Raw genomic sequence first — 16,860 nt, 5'->3', positions numbered from 1 at the left:
CGCCCGGTCGCTTCCGACTTAGGCTGAGCGGAACGAAGCCCGGAAGCACGACGATGCGTAGGCGCCGCATGGAGTCACGGCAGACGCGGACAGCAGCCACCGACGGGCGCGCCCGATGAGTTCGGGCCTGGGCAGACGCCTGCGGGGTGCCGACGGGGCGGCGGGGCCGCAGTCCAAGGATCAGTTGCTGCGCAACGGCCATGTGCTGACCTTCAACTCGGTGCTGACCGGCGCACTGGGGGCGGGCTACTGGGCGTTCGCCGCCCGGAACTACGACGCCGACACGGTGGGCCGCAACTACTCGGCGGTGTCGGCGATGATGCTGCTCGCCGGGGTGGGCCAGCTCAACCTGACCAACGTGCTGCTGCGGTTCGTCCCCACGGCGGCGGGTCGCACCCGGCGGTTGGTCACCATGGCCTATCTGGCGGCCTGTGCCACGACCGTGCTGCTCGCGGGGGCTTTCCTGCTGTTGCAGCCGGTTCTCTCCCCGGGGCTGCGATTCCTCCATGACCCGCTGCTGGGGCCGTGCTTCGTGCTGGCCAGCGCGGCGTACGCGGTCTTCGTCATCCAGGACGGAGTGCTGACCGGACTTCGGCGCACGGACTGGGTGGTGCTGGAGAACGCCGTGTTCTCCGTGGTGAAGATCGTGCTCGTGGCGGTGCTGGCCGTCGTCCTGCCGTCGAGCGGGATTCTTCTGTCGTGGACACTCGCCGTCGCCGTCGCCGTCACCATCACCAACGGGTTCCTGTATGCGCGGGCCTTTCCCCGGCACGCTATGACCGCGCTGGACGAGCGGGCCGACGCCAGCAGGCCCACGGGCGCCTACGTCATGGCGGACTACGTCGCCGCGCTGTGCTGGCTCGGCGCGACCGCCCTGCTCCCGGTCCTCGTCCTCAACCGGCTCGGCCCGGACCAGACGGCGTTCTTCTCACTGGCCTGGCTCGCGGGATTCTCCCTGTACCAGTTGAACACCAGCATGGGCGAGTCGCTCATTGTGGAGGCGGCGAACGACCCGGCTCAACTGCTCAAGCAGTGCCACAAGGTACTGCGGCACACCGGGATGCTCCTGGTGGCGGGCAGCGCGGTGCTCTGTCTGGCGGCGCCGCTCCTGCTGCGGGTGTTCGGGCCGGACTACGCGCGCAACGGGTCGGGGCTGCTCCGCCTGGTGGCTCTCTCGGCCATCCCGAATCTGGTCGTGACTGTCGCCGTCAGCGCCTCCCGGGCCCAGCGTCGGCTCGGTGTGCTGATGGGCATTCTGGCCGTGGTCTGCTCGCTGTCCACCGGTCTGTCCCTGGTGCTGATGCCAGTGCTGGGGATCGCGGGAGTCGGAGCGGGATGGCTCATCGGGCAGACCTTCATGGCCGTGCTGTTGTGGTGGCGGAAGCCGCTGTGGCTACCCGTGGGCCGGTCGGCACCACAGGCCGCCCAGAACCGCGACGCCGCCTGACCGGCGCCCGGGCGGGCCAACCGGCCGCGGCCGTCCCCGCAACCGGGTCAGCGGCGTCCGCTCCAGCCGGTACTCGGTGAGGGGATGCGCCTCGGCTCCGTCCTGTCGTCACCCGGGCCTGCTCAGGGCGTGGAGCGGCGAGGCGTGTCCGCTGTCCGCTGTGAGGGGTGAGCCCACCGTGCCCGCGGAGAAGTACCAGGCCACGGCCGCCCGTGCCCGTGCAAGGCGGGCCAGCCGGACGGGCAGGCCCGCCCGGCCCGCCTCGGGCACCGCCAACAGCGCCGTCAGGGCCGTATCACCGAGGGACAGCGAGGGAGGGCGGCACCGGGGGCAGCCGCCGGGGCGGTGTCCCAGGAGTCGCCCCACCGCGTCGGCCAGCCCCGCCTGGCAGGGCCGGCGCAGCACGGTGAGCCCCGCCGCACGTACCGCCGGGGCGGCGTTGCCCGGGGCAAGGCCGTCGCGCGCCCAGTGCAGCAGTGGAATGTCGGTGGCACTGTCACCCACGGCCAGCGCGGGTCGTGTCCCGGCGGGGGCGCCGAGGGTCCGCAGTAGCGTCGCGACGCCGGTGGCCTTGTCGACGCCCGCGGGAACGAAGTCGGTCTGCATCTCACCTTGCACCACGGTGAAGCCGGCGGCTTCCGGACGGCCGGTCACCTCGCGCACGGTCGCGTCGTCCAGCGCCGTGCGGTCCGCTCCGCTGCCTCGGCAGGCCCGCACGCACCGCCGGTATTGCGGGTCCAGCGTCACGGACGGCAGTTCCGACAGCAGACCGGCCAGCGCGGAGGGATCGGGACCGGTCAGGACCGGGGTCACGCTGTCGCGTTCGGTGTCGTAGACGACGGCGCCGTACTCGGCGACGCCACCGGGCAGACCGTACGTACGGCAGCGGTCGCGCACCTCCGGTACCGGTCGTCCCGTGGCGAGCAGCACCCGGTACCCATGGGCGCGCAGCGCCCGCACGGCGAGCATCCCGGCGGGTGCGGGTGCCGGGGCACCGCAAAGGTCCGTCTCCAGAACGCCATCCACGTCCAGCACGCACCACGCCCCGTGCGCCGACGGCGGTTCGAGACCGGCGTCGGGCACCTCGAGGTCCCGCAGATAGAGGGCGGCCAGATACTCCTGGACCGCGCGCGACCGTGCCCGCCGGGCGGTGGCCTCGTCCACGCCGGTGCGGGCACCGGAGCGGCCGAGCCGCTCGGCGTTCCAGCCGTGGACGGCCTGGTAGACACACCACCGGGCGGCCGGGATCCGGCTGCCGGTCAGCCGTTCGTAGGCGGAGTGCATCTGGTCGGCGAGCGGCGGCAGGGCCTGCGCCGCACCCGCCAGGTCGTAGGCCGCGTCGTAGGCGGCGAGGTCCAGATGGCTGAAGCAGCCGTCGTCGAAGTCGGCCTTGGTCCATCCGCCGGGGTCGGGGCACCACCGTCCGAACGCCATGTGGCCGTCTACCAGCGAGGCGGACGAGGTGCGCAGCAGGTCGCGCAGCAAGGGGTCGATCAGCAGTGGCCGCAGCGGTGCCGCCAGCCGGCCGCAGCGGTCGGCGAACAGCCGGGCGCCGGCCTCCCAGACCGGCTGACACCCCCTCAGCAGCACGCTACGGTCGGCCGCGAGTGGCACACGGGCCCGGCGCTGGACGACGTAGCGGACGACGTCAGCGGCCGGAACCTGCCGTGTGCGGGCGAGGTCCGGACGCGAGCCCGGTTCCTCGGCCGGCCGTTCACTCAGAAGCACTCCGTCGTGGAATCCGTGGACCCGGGGCACCAGTCCGTCGAGGGCCTCGGCGACCGACAGCGCGTGGCGGCCGAGGTAGCCGGTCCCCGCTCCCTGCGCGACCAGGCGCAGCTCTGCGTCCCCGGTGGCGGAGCGTGTCCGCACGATGAACGGCACCTCGACGTGGGACCAGCGAGACGGCAGCCCCGGCTCGTCGGCCGACAGGCCAAGCACATCGTGGTCCGGCAGCAGTACCGCCAGACTGCGGCGCAGGCCCTGCTCCCGCAGACGGTCGCGGATGTGCCAGTCGTCCGGCGGCAGCACGACACTGGGAAACCGGGTCAGGAGCGCCGGGGACGGCCGGTCGGCGAAGGCGGCGTAGAGCATCACCACCCGCTCCGCGGGCAGGCCCGCCCGCGACAGCCCGCGTGCCACGGTCACCAGGCTGCCGCCGGTGGACGGCGGATCGTCGATCAGCACGGCCAGCGTGCCGTCACGCACCGCTGAGCGCAGGACCGCGATGTCCGCGCGCGACGAGGCTCCGCCGGGCCGTGTGGTGCGGACCGTGACGTGCGCGTACCCGTCGGCGCGCAGGGCGGCCCCGGCGAGCGGCGCCAGATAGCTGCCCGACGTACGCAGGCCGATCACCACGATCCGCGTGCCGCGGTCCGGGTACCGGTCGGTGAAGCGGGTGGCGAGTTCGACGACGTCGCGGGGATGCTGGTCGAAACTGCGGAAGCAGGAGGGGGGACGCAGGACGCTACGTTTGAGCAGTGCGGTACTGGACGGCGGCACCTCGGTGCCCAGACGCTCCAGCAGCGCGCCGACCCGCCCGGAGAACGCCCGCGGGTCGCCCTCGGTCGCGGCGGCGGGCCCGGCAGTGACGGCATCGGCCAGAGCGTCCGTCAGCCGACGCGTGACAGCCAGCCACTGCCGCAGCCGGCGTGTGGCGGGCGACAGGTCGGCGGCGGTCACCGCGCCGTTCAGGGCGAGCCGCAGCACCTTTCCGGCGGCAGTCCCGTCGAGTTCCGACGCGGCTCGACTGAGCAGCCAGGAGGTACCGGCCAGACGATCCTCACAGACCTGGGTGAGGCCGGCGGCGAACAGGAAGGCGTCCAGCGGATCGCCGCGGCATGCGGCCTTTAGGAGTCCGCGATGCAGTTCGGTCACATCGGCATAGAGGTCGGAAACCGCCTGCCGGGGAGGGGTTTCGCCTCCCGCGTCCAGTGGGGGGCGGGACATGTCAGGCGTCCTTGAACCGGATGGCGCGTTTGACGACCGTCCGCAGCGCGCGCTCGGCCGCGGAGACGGGCAGCCGCTCACGGACGTAGCGAGGGGAGGCGCAGGTGTCCGCTCCGAAGCCCTCCTTGAAATGGGCCAGTGAGGAACCCGGGGAGGACTCGCCCATGTCGTAGCTGCCGCAGTCGGCCAGACACGCTTCCTCGATCGCCAGCCGGTTGAGCAGCGACGTGGCACGGACAGGATGGGCCAGCTCACGGTCCATGGCCGCGCGCCAGAGCTTGGCGTGACGGCCGTGCCGCAGCACGACGATCGCCGCGGCGGGCCGGCCGGCGTACCAGGCGACCCAGATTGAGCATGCTTCGCCGAACCCGGTGGCCACGGCCGCCAGCCGCTGGCTGGGGAAGGCTCTCCTCCTGCGCCATCGGGCCAGCGTGAGCGGCTCGTGCTGCTGCACGGCCCACCGCTCGATCGACTTCTCGTACAACTCGTGGAAGACCGGAACCAGTCGGCCGGCGCGGTCGACCTCGACCTCGACATCCGACTTCTCGGCCCGGCGGACGTCGCGCCGCACCCGTGTGTGGAACCGGGACTCCCACACGGTGCCGAAACCGCCGTCGAGACACACCACCTGCGTCATGTGGGACTCCGGCCGGAAGCCAGCCGGGGCGGCCTTCTCCCACACCTCCGTGTCCCCCGGCCGAAACCGCACGCCGACCCGGAGCGCGTGGCGCCCGGCCAGGTCGTCGAAGAGCGCCTGCGCCTTCGCCGGGCCGACGCCCCCGGGGGCCAACGGCCCTCCGATCCCCCATTCGGCCGGCCAGGACTCCTCCGCGCCCAGCCACTGCGGGCGCCGCCTCCTTCTGACCAGCGGGAGCACCATCCGGCTGCCGTCCTCGAACTCGTACAGTCGGCTGGCCTCCTGGTACGGCCCCGTGGCACACAGGCAGTCCAGCCAGGTCGGGGTCTGGGTGACGTGCGTGTCCACGTCCAGTGACGCGAGTTCCCACCAGACCTCGCGCGGTGCGGGGGTGGTGACGCGCGCGGGACCCGCGGCGCTGTCGATCAGGAGTTCAGCGGGTGCGTTCACAGGTGCGTTCACAGGCTTCTCCTGCAGGGGCACGGGTACCGCAAGCACGACTTACGGGGGCGAAGGCCCGCGCCTGTTTACCCATCGATTTTAGGGGCGAGGGAAAGACGGGGCATCTCGGACATCTCACGGCACCCCGCCCGCCCCCACCTCGCTGAGCACCGGCACGACGTTGTCGGCGACCCACCGTCGGCTGCGCCCGTAGCGGGCAGATTTCGCCACGTTCCCCGCGACGTGCCACAGCCAGGTCAGCAACGTGAACGCGGTCTCGCCCTCGGGGTCGGCGGCGAGAGCCCCCGCCTCGGCCAGCACGCGCCGGTCTTCCGGAAGGAGCGAAGCGCGGCGCACCACATCGGCGACGACCTGCCCGAACTGACGCCCTTCGAGCTGATGCCTCATGGTCAGGACGAAGGTGTGCTGGTCGAGCACCGACGGGCCGTCCGGGAGGGCCCCGGCCCAGTCGATCACCCCGCACAGCTCTCCATGCCGCCGGGTCACCAGCACGTTTCCTGGGTGGAAGTCACCGTGCGTCCACGCCACCAGCAGTTTGCGCCCGGCCAGCCCGCGCACCAGACGGTCGCGCAGCACCGTCATGGCTTCCGCGCCCTGGCCTCGGCGGCACCAGCGGACCTCCTCGGCGAGGACGGACAGTCGTGGCTCGACCCAGTCCCCCACCCGGGAAGTGACCTCCTCCCTCCGTCCGGTGGCCCGGTGCAACTCGCGAATCGCGTCGAGCGCGGACACGGTGACCGACCGGGCCAACCGGGGTGAGCGCTGCAGCAGCGTGTCGCCCTCGACGCCGGGGAGCCAGCTCTCCACCACCAGCGGCAGGGGTCCCTCCAGCCGGCACTCCTCCACCACGGGCAACAGCCGCCGCCATGCTCCGAGGCTTTCCTCGTGGGCCAGTCGCCGTACGACCTCGCATTCGCCGGCCAGCGACACGGCCGCTCGGGGGCTGCGGGGGTGCTTGACCAGGACGGGCGGTTGCGCCGCGCCGTCGAGACGGAACACCAGGAGATCGGAGAGCGTCCTTCGCGGCCCGCGCGGACGGCCGTAGGCCGCACCGTCGGCGCGGAGAGAATCCGCCAGCCGACGGGCGATGACGAGGTCGACGGGACGGGTCAGCAGACCGGCGGACTGGATCGGCAGGAACCCGCGCAGCTCCGCTGCAAGACCCATCCGGCTCTCCTCTCAGCCAGACAGTCCGTGAACGTCGTGTATGTCCATTGTCGTCGCGTTCGCGACGCCGAGCCAGTCGTTCTGTCGGCCGTCGCCCACCAGCCCACGACACGCGCGATCGCCCCGCGTCGCGTGTGCCGGCGGCGGGCGCATTTACGCTGTATACGGACGAGTGGCCTCCTGGTCACGGGTGAGGAGGCACGCATGGCACGCGACTCTGGAACAGGCCAGGCACGCCGCGCGAGCGACCGTGGTCGCTACGGTCGGCTGAGCCGGGAGCGCGTGCTGGCCAGCGCGCTGGCGCTGGTGGACCGCGAGGGGCTGTCGGCGCTGAGCATGCGACGGCTGGGCGCGGAACTCGGCGTGGAGGCGATGGCCCTCTACCGGTACGCGGAAGGCAAGGACGGTCTGCTGGACGGTCTGGTGGAGGCCCTCTACCTGGAGCTGGAGGAGCGGCTGGCCGCCGAGACCGAGGCGGTCGACTGGCGGGCCGGCCTCCATCGCGTCGCCCGGGCGACGTACGACGTCTGCCTCGCCCATCCCCAGGTGGTCCCGCTGCTGACCACGCGCATGCTGGCCGTCCCGCTCGCCCGGCGGCCGCTGGCCGTGCTGAAGGACCACGAGCGGGTGCTCAGGCTGCTCAAGGAGGCCGGGCTGGACGAGGCCCGTACGGCCAACGCCTTCCGCGCCTTCACCGCCTGGCTGCTCGGCTACGTCTCCGTGGAGCTCCGGCCGGTGATCGACAACCCGGACGAACCCGATCCCGCCTTCCGTCTGGGGCTGCATCGCATGCCGCCCCAGGAACTGCCCGGCCTGCGGGAAGCCGCGCCCACCCTCATCGAGCCGGGTGGAGCGGAGGGGCTGGCGGCCGGGCTGGACGCACTGCTCGACCGTTTCACCGGGACCGCCTGAGCAGGGCTGGGTTGGGCTGGGCGAGTCAGGTCAGGTCGCGTCAGGTCACCCTAGGCGCGCCCATCACGGGCCACGCTCGCGAACAGCCGCGCCGACGTCGCCCCCTCCGCCGCCATCTGCAGCACCGCGTCCCTGTCGGCGGGCCGCAGCAGCGCCCGTGTCGCCCTCAGGGACGCCGCCGGGGCGGCGAGGAGGGTGGTCAGCTGCTCCGCCACGCGCGTGTGCAGGTGCTCTCGGTCCTCCACGACCTCCGTGACCAGGCCGAGCCGGGCCGCCTGCGCGGCGGACACGCGCTCGCCCAGCAGCAGGAGTTGGGCGGCGCGCTGGGGGCCGAGGCGCTGTGGGAGCAGCAGGGTGCCGGCGCCGTCCGGGACCAGACCCTGGGCGACGAACGGGTACTTCAGGTGGCTGCGGCGCGTGGCGTAGACGAGGTCGAAGTGGAGCAGGGCCGTGGCGGCGCTTCCTACGACGGCCCCGTCCACGGCGGCGACGAGGACGGTGTCGCTGCGCAGGACGGCCTTGTGGAACTCGACGAGCGGTGAGCGCAGGCCGAGCGCCGTCTCCTGGTCGGCGGCGAGGTCGTCGAGGTCGCTGCCGCAGCAGAAGTCCTCGCCGGCGCCGGTCAGGACGACGACGCGTACGCCGGGGTCGGCGTCCGCCTCGGCGACGGCGTCGGCCAGGGCCCGGTACATCGCCAGCGTCAGGGCGTTGCCCGCCTCGGGGCGGTCGATGGTGATCCTGACCAGCGCCCCGGTTCGGTCGACCCGGATGGCGCCGGTGGACTTCGTGACGGGTGGGCCGCCCGTCCGGACGCAGCGGTCTGGAGTCACGTCGCCTCCCTCTGGCTCTGTTCAACGAAGCTAGCCCGGGCCGAAGCTGGCTGTCAATGACAGAGTCAGGTTGCGGGAGGGTCTCCGGTCGACCGGGGCCCTGGGGCGAACCGGCGTCCCCGGGCCCGGCGAAGGTCGTGGTCCGCTCAGCCCCGCGACGCCAGTACCACCGCCACGCAGGCGATCATGGCCACGGTGATGAGGACCATCGCGATGAGGGTGCCACGCAGCCACTGCCGGATCCGGACGTGGTGCTGCGCCTCCACCGCCTGGACACGCTCGGCGATGTGATCGGTGACCATGCGGGCGACGTACGTCTGCTCGGCGAGATACCACCGCTCGATGTCGCGCTTCTGCTCCGGCGTCAGCCCCTCGGTCCGTGCGGTGAAGTCCGCCACGCGCCGCTGCGCCGCTCCCACATGAGCCTCGCGGTACAGAAAGGTCTCGATGTCGCCCAGGCCACGAGCGGCCTCCTCACGTGCGTCCATGGTGTACCCCCGACGGAAACGTGAACTCCACATGATCATGCCGCGGCCTCCTCACCCGCCCGGCGCGCGCCGGAGCCCTGAGCCACACCGCTCATGACCAAAGCGTCCCGCGGATACCGCACGGAAGCCAGAGGACGGGGTCCTGCACCAGACAGACGCGGCGGGGCCCGGGAATGTGACATGAGGGGGTGAGCGGCGGCATGAAGAAGGCCGCTTCCTCATGGTGAGGAAACGGCCTCCGACCCGCGTAAGAGCTGGTCGGGACGACAGGATTTGAACCTGCGACCCCTTGACCCCCAGTTGGGTGGTCGCCGAGCGGCGTGCGACAGGTCGTTCTTCGAGGTCAGTGTTCAGCGTACTCGGCCGAGTTAAGGAGTCTGTGTTTTCAGACCCCCGCCAAGCAGCCTCGCCGCCTCCAGAACCTCTTCCCCTGGTCGATGAGAGCCACGGCGAACGCTTCCGTCGTCACGCCTCAGCCGAGAGCAGGCAAGTCAGCGGACTGGAACGGCCCTTGTGCTCTGAGCGTCCGTGGCCGATTGCTTCATTGCGGCCTGGCGCCGCTCCCCCACACGCGCTCGCAAAGAACTGATGGATTATCAGGTGTACCGAAGCATGGCTGGTCTCCTACTCAAGGGCCATGGGGCCCGGCAGCTTTCGGTACCCACCGCGAGCGGAGAACCTGTGCCTCATCAGCCCGTGCAGTCGGCGGCCCGCTCTGCGCCAATCCGCGGTGGGTGCTGGGGAGTCGGTACGCCCTGTCAGGCAGCAAGCTGGCCCTTGGGGCGGGAGAAACGACCGTCGTGGCTCAGGGTGGAGCGGCCGGTGGTTGACCGAGCGAGGGGAGCTGCGCGCTCCGTCGGTACCGTGTTCCTGTGGACGGACAGCTGAGTGACGCGGACCTCGATGCGCTGGTCGAGCAGGCCACCGTGGACGCCTACGACGACGAGGAGCAGCTCACCGGCCTCTACACGATGCTCGCAGAGCATCTGGTCGTCCCGTTCAAGACGGTCGTTCTCGGGGTCGAGGTCACCGTGAAGAAGGTGGACCTGCTGCCCGGGAGCCAGATCGTGGCGGTCTGCACGCGAGGCAGGCACCGGCAGGCGATCGGCATTCTCGACCTTCTGTTGCCGGATCCGGCACCCGAGGGGGCCGAGTGGATCGAGGCCTACCGGCACTGGGGACCGTAAGGACGCCCGGGTCAGTGGCCGGTCGGCGGCGCCGGCCGGTAGCCCTGATCGGCGAGCCAGGCCCGGGCCCGGCCGTACTGCCGTTCCGCGGAGAACAGCCAGTACCGCTGCAGCTGCGCCGGTGACGTGGCCAGCATGTCCTTGAAGCGGCGGAACGCCCCTGGGCCCTGGATCGCGATGCCGAGGTAGCGGACGAGGTCCTGGTCGTCGAGGGTGGCGATGAAGTCCTCCATGTCGCGGTAGGCATCCCGCGCCCCCTCGCACGGCACATGCAGCCACCGCTCGGTGTCTTCCGGTTCCTCCTCGTCCCACGACTCCTCAGTGTCCGCGAGGGCGGGTCGGCACTCGGCGGTGTCCAGGTGGATGCGGCCACCGCCCCAGGCCGGGTCGCCTTCGAGCAGACCGGAGAGTTCCTCCAGGTCGACCGACAGCGGCCGCAGCACGCAGTCGGCACCGCCGCCCGCCGTGTCGAGTTGCCGGGCGAGGACCTCGTCGCCGGGCCAGCGCCGTTCGCGCAGGGTGGTGGCACACGCGGTCGCTGTCTCCTGAGCGCCGGGCACGGCCCGGGAAACGGCTGCGGTGAGTGCGTCCCCACACTGTTGCAGCACGCCGGCGGGGTCATGCATATGCAGCAGGGCGAGCAGGGACGGGCCGTCGGCGGTGTGACACGCGAGGCGGAGTGCCTTCAGCCCGTGGTCGGTCCATGCCTCGGTCATGCCCGCGAGGCTACTACCCCAAGTTCTCGGCTGTGCTCGACCAGGGGCCCCCATGGCGCGCTGCGAGCGCCATCGTCTCCGGTGCGACATGCGCTGGTGAGCACGGCAGACAGGTCCCCTTCCAGGCGTTGGCCGCCGACGTTAGGCCCGGAGCCGTGGCTCGTCCGGCGCCGTCGGGCGGGTGGTCGTACTGGGTTGTGTGGGTCGCCGTGGTGTGCGTGGTGGGGTGCGGCGGCGACTGGGACACCCTCGATGAGCGCCTCCCGCGAGACCGGTCGGGCGGGGTGATGCGCGGGGCGTATCTGGCGCCGTTGCGGAGCCATCTGCAGGATCCACGGGAGCGTCTTGCGGCGGACGGGCTCGATGCGGCCGAGCTGGCCGGAGGCGCGGCGCGTGATCCGAAGGTCGTCGCCCGAGCGTGTGCCAAGGTGTGGAAGCAGTCGCTGGAGGGCATGCGAAGACGGCGCCTACGCGCCGGAGTCATGGCCCGCTCGATCCACATTGCCGCCCATGGTCCACGCCTCCCCGGAATCGCCCGCTTCGGCTCACCCTAGGGCGCTTGAGTATGACGTCCGGTCAGCTCCCGCCGCCTTGCCCGCTATCCGTCCGAGCCCACCCACCAGCGGCGGCGCTAGGGTCCGCGGTGTGAGTGAGTACCAGTACTACGAGTTCCAGGCCCTCGACCGGCCGCTCAACCGCGAGGAGCAGGACCAGTTGCGGGCCGTCTCCAGCCGGGCCCGGATCACCGCCACCAGCTTCACCAACACCTACAACTGGGGTGACCTCAGCGCCAATCCGCGCCGCATGGTCGAGCGCTACTTCGACGCCCACCTGTACGTCACCAACTGGGGCACCCACCGCCTGATGCTCCGCCTGCCCAAGCAGACCCTGGCCCTGCCCACGGTGAAGCCGTACTGCCTCGACCACCACATCGACGCCTGGACGACCCGCACCCACCTCCTGCTCGACCTCACCAGCGAGGACGAAGGGGGCGACTGGATCGAGGGCGCCGACGACTCACTGGCCGCCCTCATCGGCGTACGCGACGAACTCGCCACCGGCGACCTGCGACCCCTCTACCTCGCCTGGCTCTCCGCGCTCGCCGCCTGGGAACTCGAGGACGACGACGAAGAGGAGTACTTGTCCTGCCCCGAACCACCCGTCCCGGCTGGCCTCGGCGAATTGACCGCCCCGCAAAGGGCACTCGCGGACTTCCTGCGTGTGGACGCCGATCTGCTCGCGGCCGCGGCCCAGGCCAGCCCACCGAGCCCGAGGAAGTCGGCCAAACCCACGAAGAAGGAACTCGCGCCACTGATCGCCGCCCTCCCGGAGAAGGAGAAAGACGCCCTGCTCCTGCGGCTCGCCCTCGGCCCCGAACCGCAGCTGCGCACCGAACTCCTGCACCGCCTGCGCGGCACCACCGCCCCCACCGCGATCCCCGGGCGCCGGTCCGCCGCCCGCCTTCTGGACGCCGCCCACACCCTGCGCACCGAACGCCGACAGCACGCCGAACACGAACGAGCCGAAGCCCGCGCCCGGCACCTGACCGCCCTCGCACGCGAGGCCGAGTCCGCCTGGCAGCGGATCGAGGCGCACATCGCCACCAAGAAGAGCACTGCCTACGACCAGGCCGTCGCTCTCCTCGCGGAACTGCGCGACGCCTACGCCCACACCGGACGGGACGCCGACTTCGACCGGCGCCTGACCCGCCTGCGCGACGACTACCAGCGCCGCCCCGGGCTCATCCACCGCCTCGACGGCCACGGTCTCCGGTAACGCCCCCAACTGCCGCGGGGTCGAGGAAGCCCGGGCAGAACTCCTCAGGGAAGCAGTGTGAACGCAGGAACGTGCTCGGGCACGAGCGCCCGGAAATGCCGGTGGTCGAGCGTCGCGACATCCGTCAGCTTCAGCCGTTCGGCGACCGCAACCACTGAAGCGTCCGCCACGCCCAGGGGGAATCCACGGTAGCGGTGCATCAGCTCAGCGATCCGGGCCATGTCCCGCGCATCGGGAAACACCTGTACGAGATCACCGCCGACCACGGACTCCACCAGGTTGACTTCGGCCTCGGCACCCAGATACTTCCCGACCAGATAACAGCATTCGGTCAGCACATACGGAGTGACCAGCAGGTCGCCGTCGTATGACTCCAGCAGCTCGACGCACTCCTCGTGATCGGGGTCGTTGCGGTTGAGGAAGGCGACAAGCGGTCCGGTGTCAACGATCAGCATCGTCCTCGCCGATCTCCGCCCGCGCGATGTCCTTCGCCCGGGCGCCGAGATCGGTCGCCGGGCCATCGAAACTCCGCAGTATCCGGAACCGACTGGACGCGGGTTTCACCAGACGCAGAGCGTGACGACGCAGCTCCTCCGCCTGCTCGGGCTCCAGGCGATCGATGAGCTCGTGAAGTTCCCTGTAGTCGTACGCCGAGGTCATGGCCGCTTCCTCTCCACCGCGCCGTACGTCCACGATAGCGTTGGTGTCCGGAGCCCATGACCATGTCAGCAGGCTCCAGATTGATCATCCGAGTCGGGTGCCGCCGCAGCTGATCACAGGCCGCGGCCATTTTTCCTGATCGCACCGCCAAGCGGATGAAAGATCTGCGGGTACCCGAGTGCGGGTCACTCCATCGTTCCGAGCCGCCGCCCTTGGCGCGCAGACAAGGGAAACGTGCTGGTCATTGCAGGCATGCCGGGCGGAGTGGTCGCATGCGGTCGCACGAGGCTGAAGGTGTCGGCCCTTCCTCCGCCTCCGGGAGGCGATCCTCATGCGCACCACCGTCGACCGCGGCCGCGTCTACCGCAGGTGCGGCTGCCGAGACACCCACCGCCGCCAGCTCGGAGCCCGCTGCTCCCGCCTGCTCACCGACACTCACCACGGGACGTGGACGTTCGCGGTCGACGTTCCCGCCCCAGCCCGCCACTGGACCACTGTCCGGCGAGGCGGCTTCACGAGCCACGACGCCGCCGAGGCCGCCCTGCGGACGTTCCTGGAGGGCGAGGCGGGCGGGTTCAACGCCGACCCGAACCAGACCGTCGCCGACTACCTGCACACCTGGCTGACAGCGAAGACGCTGGTGCTCAAGCCGACCACGATGGCCCGCTACCGCGACTACGTGCACAACGATCTCGCCCCCGCCTTCGGCAGCCTGAAGCTGGACGAGCTCAGGCACCGGCACATCAGCGCCTTCGTGACCAGCCAGCTCGCCGCCGGCCGCGGCCGCACCACCCTCTACCGGTGCCTCGCCACCCTGTCCAGCGCGCTGGGGGATGCGGTCCGCCAGCAACGCCTCGCCCACAACCCCGCCAGCCCACCGGCCCTGCGGCGGCCGCCCGCGCCGGAGCGCCGGATCTGGACCGCCGACGAGGCGGTCCGCTTCCTCCGGCACTGCCACCACGCCGATCCGGACATGGCCGACCTCTTCGAGTTCCTCATCGGCACCGGCCTGCGCAAGGGCGAGGCCCTCGGCCTGCACTGGGACGACGTCCACCTACGCGAGGGCGTTCTCTACGTACGCTGCACACTCTCCGCGATCGACAACAACCACCTCGTCATCACCCCGCCCAAGACCCGCTCCAGCAGGAACTGGGTGGCCATCACCCCGCGTCGCGTCCGCCCTCCGACGCCGAGCCCGGTCCACGGATCGCACCCACAGCTGCCCCGGCGATCCGTTCGTCGGGCTGGTCTTCTGCCGGCCCGATGGTCGGCCGCTGCGGCCGCACTCCGTCCTGGGCCGGCTCCGGCAACTGTCCGACGAAGCCGACGTGCCCCGGGTGACCGTGCACGATCTGCGGCACCTGGTCGCCACCCTCACCATCACCGCCGGCGTCCCCCTCACCGTGGTCTCCAAGACCCTGCGCCACTCCACCCTGTCGACCACGGCCAACATCTACAGCCACCTCACCCGGCAAGCCGCCCGCGAAGCCGTCGACACCATCGAGCACACCCTCACCCGGGCCGAACAGAGAGCAGACCGGCAGGCCCGGCCCAAGCAGCTGCGATCACCACGCGACCACATCCAACGGCTCCGCGAAGCCCTCAACCGGCTCCGCCCCCCGTCCCGCCCGGCTTCTGCGCCGCCGCGGACCGGCCCCAGATCCGGCCTGCGACCACAGTGCGACCACCAGCCCTCCAGGAACGCGAAAGGCCGCCCTCCCGTGAGCGAGAGAACGGCCTCCGACCTGCATCAAAGCTGGTCGGGACGACAGGATTTGAACCTGCGACCCCTTGACCCCCAGTCAAGTGCGCTACCAAGCTGCGCCACGTCCCGGTGCGTGCCGCGCGGTGAACCGCGTGATCACGCGAACAGCACTTTACCCCACGACGGGGGCGGCCCCGAAGCGGGCCGTGGGGGCGCGGCACAATCGGCGTATGGGCAGCAGCGCATCCGCAGGGCGGTCGATGACGGGACGGGACCGGGACGGGGAGGGCCGGGCCCGCAACGCCCGGCCGCGGGACGGGCTGGGGCGGCCCCTGCCGTACGGCGCGGCCGGGGTGGAGCGACAGCCGGAGGGGGTCGTACGGACTCCGTCGCAGACCGTCGCCGAGGCGCAGGAGCTACTGGACGCGGGGAAGCCGTTCCACGCGCACGAGGTGTTCGAGGACGCCTGGAAGTCGGGGCCTCAGGAGGAACGGCAGCTGTGGCGGGGGCTCGCGCAGCTCGCCGTCGGGCTCACCCACTCCGCCCGGGGCAACCTCACGGGCGGTCCTCGGCTGCTGCGGCGCGGCGCCGAGGCCGTGGAGGAGTGGGCGGCGGTCGCGGGGCAGCCGGTGCCGTACGGGATGGATCTGGCGTCTCTGGCGGACTGGGCCCGGGAGCTGGCGGAGGCCGTCGAGCAGGGCGGCGAGGTCATCGACGCGGCGGCGCGATCACCCCGGCTCCGCGGCTGACCCGCGAACGGCCGACCTCCGCTTCGCGGCTGCCCCGGGAACGACCGGTCCCGACCTCGGGGATGCCCCGGGAACGACCAGCCCCGACCTCGCGGATGCCCCGGGAACGACCGGTCCCGACCTCGGGGATGCCCCGGGAACGACCGGCCCCGGCTTCACGGCTGACCCGAGAACAGCCAACCCCGGATCCAGGAGACGACCCGCGAAAAACCGCCCCGGCCTCGGAGCCGGCCCGTGGCAGGGCGTCGTATCTCCTGGTCACGGGGCGGAGGCGGTGTCCCCGTTGTCAGTGGTGTGCGGCAGACTCGGGGCGTGCGAAAGATTCATGTCATCGGTATCGGCGCGGGCGACCCCGACCAGCTGACCCTGCAGGCGGTCCGGGCGCTGCGTGACACGGACGTGTTCTTCGTCCTGGACAAGGGCGAGGTGAAGAGCGACCTGACGCGGCTGCGCCGGGACATGCTGGAGGCGCACCTGCCGGACGGGACGTCGTACCGGGTGGTCGAGGCGCGGGACCCGGACCGGGACCGTACGGCGGGCGGCGCGGCCTACTCCCCCGCCGTCGGCGACTGGCGCAGCGCCCGGGCCGGCATCTACGAGCGGCTGATCGCCGAGGAGCTGGGCGAGGAGGAGACGGGGGCGTTCCTCGTGTGGGGGGATCCCGCGCTGTACGACAGCACGATCGGGATCCTCGAGGAGGTGCTGGAGCGGGGCGCGGTCGATTTCGCGTTCGACGTCGTGCCCGGCATCAGCAGCGTCTCGGCGCTGGTCGCCCGGCACCGGACCGGGCTCAACCGGGTCGCCCGGCCCGTCCAGATCACCACGGGGCGGCGGCTCGCCGAGGGTTTCCCGGAGGGGGTGGACGACGTGGTGGTGATGCTGGACGCCCATCAGACCTTCCGGCAATACGCGGACCAGGACATCGACATCTACTGGGGCGCCTACATAGGCACCCCCGACGAGATCCTGGCCTCCGGCCCGATCGCCGAGGCCGCACCGCGCATCGAGCGGCTGCGCGCCGAGGCCCGGGAGCGCAAGGGCTGGATCATGGACACGTATCTGTTGCGCAGACATCCCGGGAAGCGTTAGGCGGGGCAGCAGGAGCTGAGTTTGACGTCGGACACCGCCGCCCGCCGCCGGGCGCCCGGCGGCACCGGAAAACCATGTGCCGCGCG

The 16,860-nt window shown here is 71.5% G+C and carries 15 protein-coding genes, 1 tRNA gene and 2 pseudogenes; 9 read left to right on the top strand and 9 right to left on the bottom strand.

The window, feature by feature from the left end; translation table 11 throughout:
• Window positions 1-115: 115 nt before the first annotated feature.
• Window positions 116-1,447, top strand: coding sequence for a lipopolysaccharide biosynthesis protein (locus tag GRC12_RS06190; protein ID WP_208778050.1), 1,332 nt, complete (start codon window positions 116-118; stop codon window positions 1,445-1,447).
• Between the two features lie 108 nt (window positions 1,448-1,555).
• Here the strand turns inward: GRC12_RS06190 and GRC12_RS06185 are convergent, their stop codons facing one another.
• From GRC12_RS06185 to GRC12_RS06175, 3 genes are all read right to left on the bottom strand, one after another.
• Window positions 1,556-4,396 (bottom strand): HAD hydrolase family protein, encoded by a 2,841-nt coding sequence (locus GRC12_RS06185; protein ID WP_208778049.1) that lies wholly within the window; start codon window positions 4,394-4,396, stop codon window positions 1,556-1,558.
• Between the two features lies 1 nt (window position 4,397).
• Window positions 4,398-5,495 (bottom strand): GNAT family N-acetyltransferase, encoded by a 1,098-nt coding sequence (locus GRC12_RS46655; protein ID WP_208778048.1) that lies wholly within the window; start codon window positions 5,493-5,495, stop codon window positions 4,398-4,400.
• A 114-nt stretch (window positions 5,496-5,609) separates the two neighbouring features.
• Window positions 5,610-6,662 carry a phosphotransferase family protein gene (locus GRC12_RS06175; RefSeq protein ID WP_208778047.1) on the bottom strand — a complete coding sequence of 351 codons (1,053 nt, stop codon included), beginning with the start codon at window positions 6,660-6,662 and terminating at the stop codon, window positions 5,610-5,612.
• 204 nt (window positions 6,663-6,866) lie between these two features.
• On the opposite strand from GRC12_RS06175, the gene GRC12_RS06170 reads away from it, so the two are divergent.
• On the top strand, window positions 6,867-7,574 hold the full coding sequence (locus GRC12_RS06170; protein WP_208778046.1) for a TetR/AcrR family transcriptional regulator: 708 nt from the start codon (window positions 6,867-6,869) through the stop codon (window positions 7,572-7,574).
• Between the two features lie 50 nt (window positions 7,575-7,624).
• On the opposite strand, the gene GRC12_RS06165 is transcribed toward GRC12_RS06170, so the two are convergent.
• Both GRC12_RS06165 and GRC12_RS06160 read right to left on the bottom strand, forming a co-directional pair.
• Window positions 7,625-8,404, bottom strand: coding sequence for an enoyl-CoA hydratase-related protein (locus GRC12_RS06165; protein WP_208778045.1), 780 nt, complete (start codon window positions 8,402-8,404; stop codon window positions 7,625-7,627).
• A 146-nt stretch (window positions 8,405-8,550) separates the two neighbouring features.
• Window positions 8,551-8,892 (bottom strand): hypothetical protein, encoded by a 342-nt coding sequence (locus GRC12_RS06160; protein WP_133048034.1) that lies wholly within the window; start codon window positions 8,890-8,892, stop codon window positions 8,551-8,553.
• Between the two features lie 872 nt (window positions 8,893-9,764).
• Between GRC12_RS06160 and GRC12_RS06155 the strand changes: the two genes are divergently transcribed.
• Window positions 9,765-10,079 carry a calcium-binding protein gene (locus tag GRC12_RS06155; protein ID WP_208778044.1) on the top strand — a complete coding sequence of 105 codons (315 nt, stop codon included), beginning with the start codon at window positions 9,765-9,767 and terminating at the stop codon, window positions 10,077-10,079.
• Window positions 10,080-10,090: 11 nt separating this feature from the next.
• On the opposite strand, the gene GRC12_RS06150 is transcribed toward GRC12_RS06155, so the two are convergent.
• Window positions 10,091-10,795: a UPF0158 family protein gene (locus tag GRC12_RS06150; protein ID WP_208778043.1), complete on the bottom strand. Its 705-nt coding sequence runs from the start codon at window positions 10,793-10,795 to the stop codon at window positions 10,091-10,093.
• Between the two features lie 155 nt (window positions 10,796-10,950).
• Between GRC12_RS06150 and GRC12_RS06145 the strand changes: the two genes are divergently transcribed.
• Both GRC12_RS06145 and GRC12_RS06140 read left to right on the top strand, forming a co-directional pair.
• Window positions 10,951-11,349, top strand: a complete 399-nt coding sequence (locus tag GRC12_RS06145) for a hypothetical protein (RefSeq protein WP_208778042.1) — start codon at window positions 10,951-10,953, stop codon at window positions 11,347-11,349.
• Between the two features lie 91 nt (window positions 11,350-11,440).
• The gene (locus tag GRC12_RS06140; protein WP_208778041.1) at window positions 11,441-12,571 is read left to right on the top strand and encodes a hypothetical protein; all 1,131 of its coding nucleotides are present in this window, start codon (window positions 11,441-11,443) and stop codon (window positions 12,569-12,571) included.
• A 44-nt stretch (window positions 12,572-12,615) separates the two neighbouring features.
• On the opposite strand, the gene GRC12_RS06135 is transcribed toward GRC12_RS06140, so the two are convergent.
• Together GRC12_RS06135 and GRC12_RS06130 are read right to left on the bottom strand one after the other, a co-directional pair.
• The gene (locus GRC12_RS06135; RefSeq protein ID WP_208778040.1) at window positions 12,616-13,026 is read right to left on the bottom strand and encodes a type II toxin-antitoxin system VapC family toxin; all 411 of its coding nucleotides are present in this window, start codon (window positions 13,024-13,026) and stop codon (window positions 12,616-12,618) included.
• Complete coding sequence (locus GRC12_RS06130; protein ID WP_208778039.1) at window positions 13,013-13,231, bottom strand: hypothetical protein; 219 nt, start codon at window positions 13,229-13,231, stop codon at window positions 13,013-13,015. Before GRC12_RS06130 ends, GRC12_RS06135 begins: the two co-directional genes overlap by 14 nt.
• A 331-nt stretch (window positions 13,232-13,562) precedes the next feature.
• Between GRC12_RS06130 and GRC12_RS46885 the strand changes: the two are divergent.
• Window positions 13,563-14,252, top strand: a pseudogene (locus GRC12_RS46885) (site-specific integrase); the annotation flags it as partial.
• A pseudogene (locus GRC12_RS46880) lies at window positions 14,197-14,643 on the top strand (hypothetical protein); the annotation flags it as partial. The pseudogenes GRC12_RS46885 and GRC12_RS46880, both read left to right, overlap by 56 nt.
• A gap of 345 nt (window positions 14,644-14,988) precedes the next feature.
• Here the strand turns inward: GRC12_RS46880 and GRC12_RS06120 are convergent.
• Window positions 14,989-15,065, bottom strand: a tRNA-Pro gene (locus GRC12_RS06120).
• Window positions 15,066-15,166: 101 nt separating this feature from the next.
• On the opposite strand from GRC12_RS06120, the gene GRC12_RS06115 reads away from it, so the two are divergent.
• Window positions 15,167-15,685 carry a DUF309 domain-containing protein gene (locus GRC12_RS06115; RefSeq protein ID WP_208778037.1) on the top strand — a complete coding sequence of 173 codons (519 nt, stop codon included), beginning with the start codon at window positions 15,167-15,169 and terminating at the stop codon, window positions 15,683-15,685.
• Window positions 15,686-15,997: 312 nt separating this feature from the next.
• The gene (gene cobF / locus GRC12_RS06110) at window positions 15,998-16,774 is read left to right on the top strand and encodes a precorrin-6A synthase (deacetylating) (RefSeq protein ID WP_208778036.1); all 777 of its coding nucleotides are present in this window, start codon (window positions 15,998-16,000) and stop codon (window positions 16,772-16,774) included.
• The last annotated feature ends 86 nt before the right edge of the window (window positions 16,775-16,860 follow it).

Source organism: Streptomyces griseorubiginosus (genome assembly GCF_017614965.1).
Classification (GTDB): domain Bacteria; phylum Actinomycetota; class Actinomycetes; order Streptomycetales; family Streptomycetaceae; genus Streptomyces; species Streptomyces griseorubiginosus_B.
This window is presented reverse-complemented; position numbering and strand designations above follow the sequence as displayed.

Excerpts from the sequence above, each read along its gene's own strand:
- GRC12_RS06175 (WP_208778047.1), bottom strand. The coding sequence starts at position 6,662 with ATGGGTCTTGCAGCGGAGCTGCGCGGGTTCCTGCCGATCCAGTCCGCC.
- GRC12_RS06150 (WP_208778043.1), bottom strand. The coding sequence starts at position 10,795 with ATGACCGAGGCATGGACCGACCACGGGCTGAAGGCACTCCGCCTCGCG.
- GRC12_RS06170 (WP_208778046.1), top strand. The coding sequence starts at position 6,867 with ATGGCACGCGACTCTGGAACAGGCCAGGCACGCCGCGCGAGCGACCGT.
- GRC12_RS06115 (WP_208778037.1), top strand. The coding sequence starts at position 15,167 with ATGGGCAGCAGCGCATCCGCAGGGCGGTCGATGACGGGACGGGACCGG.
- GRC12_RS06190 (WP_208778050.1), top strand. The coding sequence starts at position 116 with ATGAGTTCGGGCCTGGGCAGACGCCTGCGGGGTGCCGACGGGGCGGCG.
- GRC12_RS06160 (WP_133048034.1), bottom strand. The coding sequence starts at position 8,892 with ATGGACGCACGTGAGGAGGCCGCTCGTGGCCTGGGCGACATCGAGACC.
- GRC12_RS06135 (WP_208778040.1), bottom strand. The coding sequence starts at position 13,026 with ATGCTGATCGTTGACACCGGACCGCTTGTCGCCTTCCTCAACCGCAAC.
- GRC12_RS06130 (WP_208778039.1), bottom strand. The coding sequence starts at position 13,231 with ATGACCTCGGCGTACGACTACAGGGAACTTCACGAGCTCATCGATCGC.
- GRC12_RS06185 (WP_208778049.1), bottom strand. The coding sequence starts at position 4,396 with ATGTCCCGCCCCCCACTGGACGCGGGAGGCGAAACCCCTCCCCGGCAG.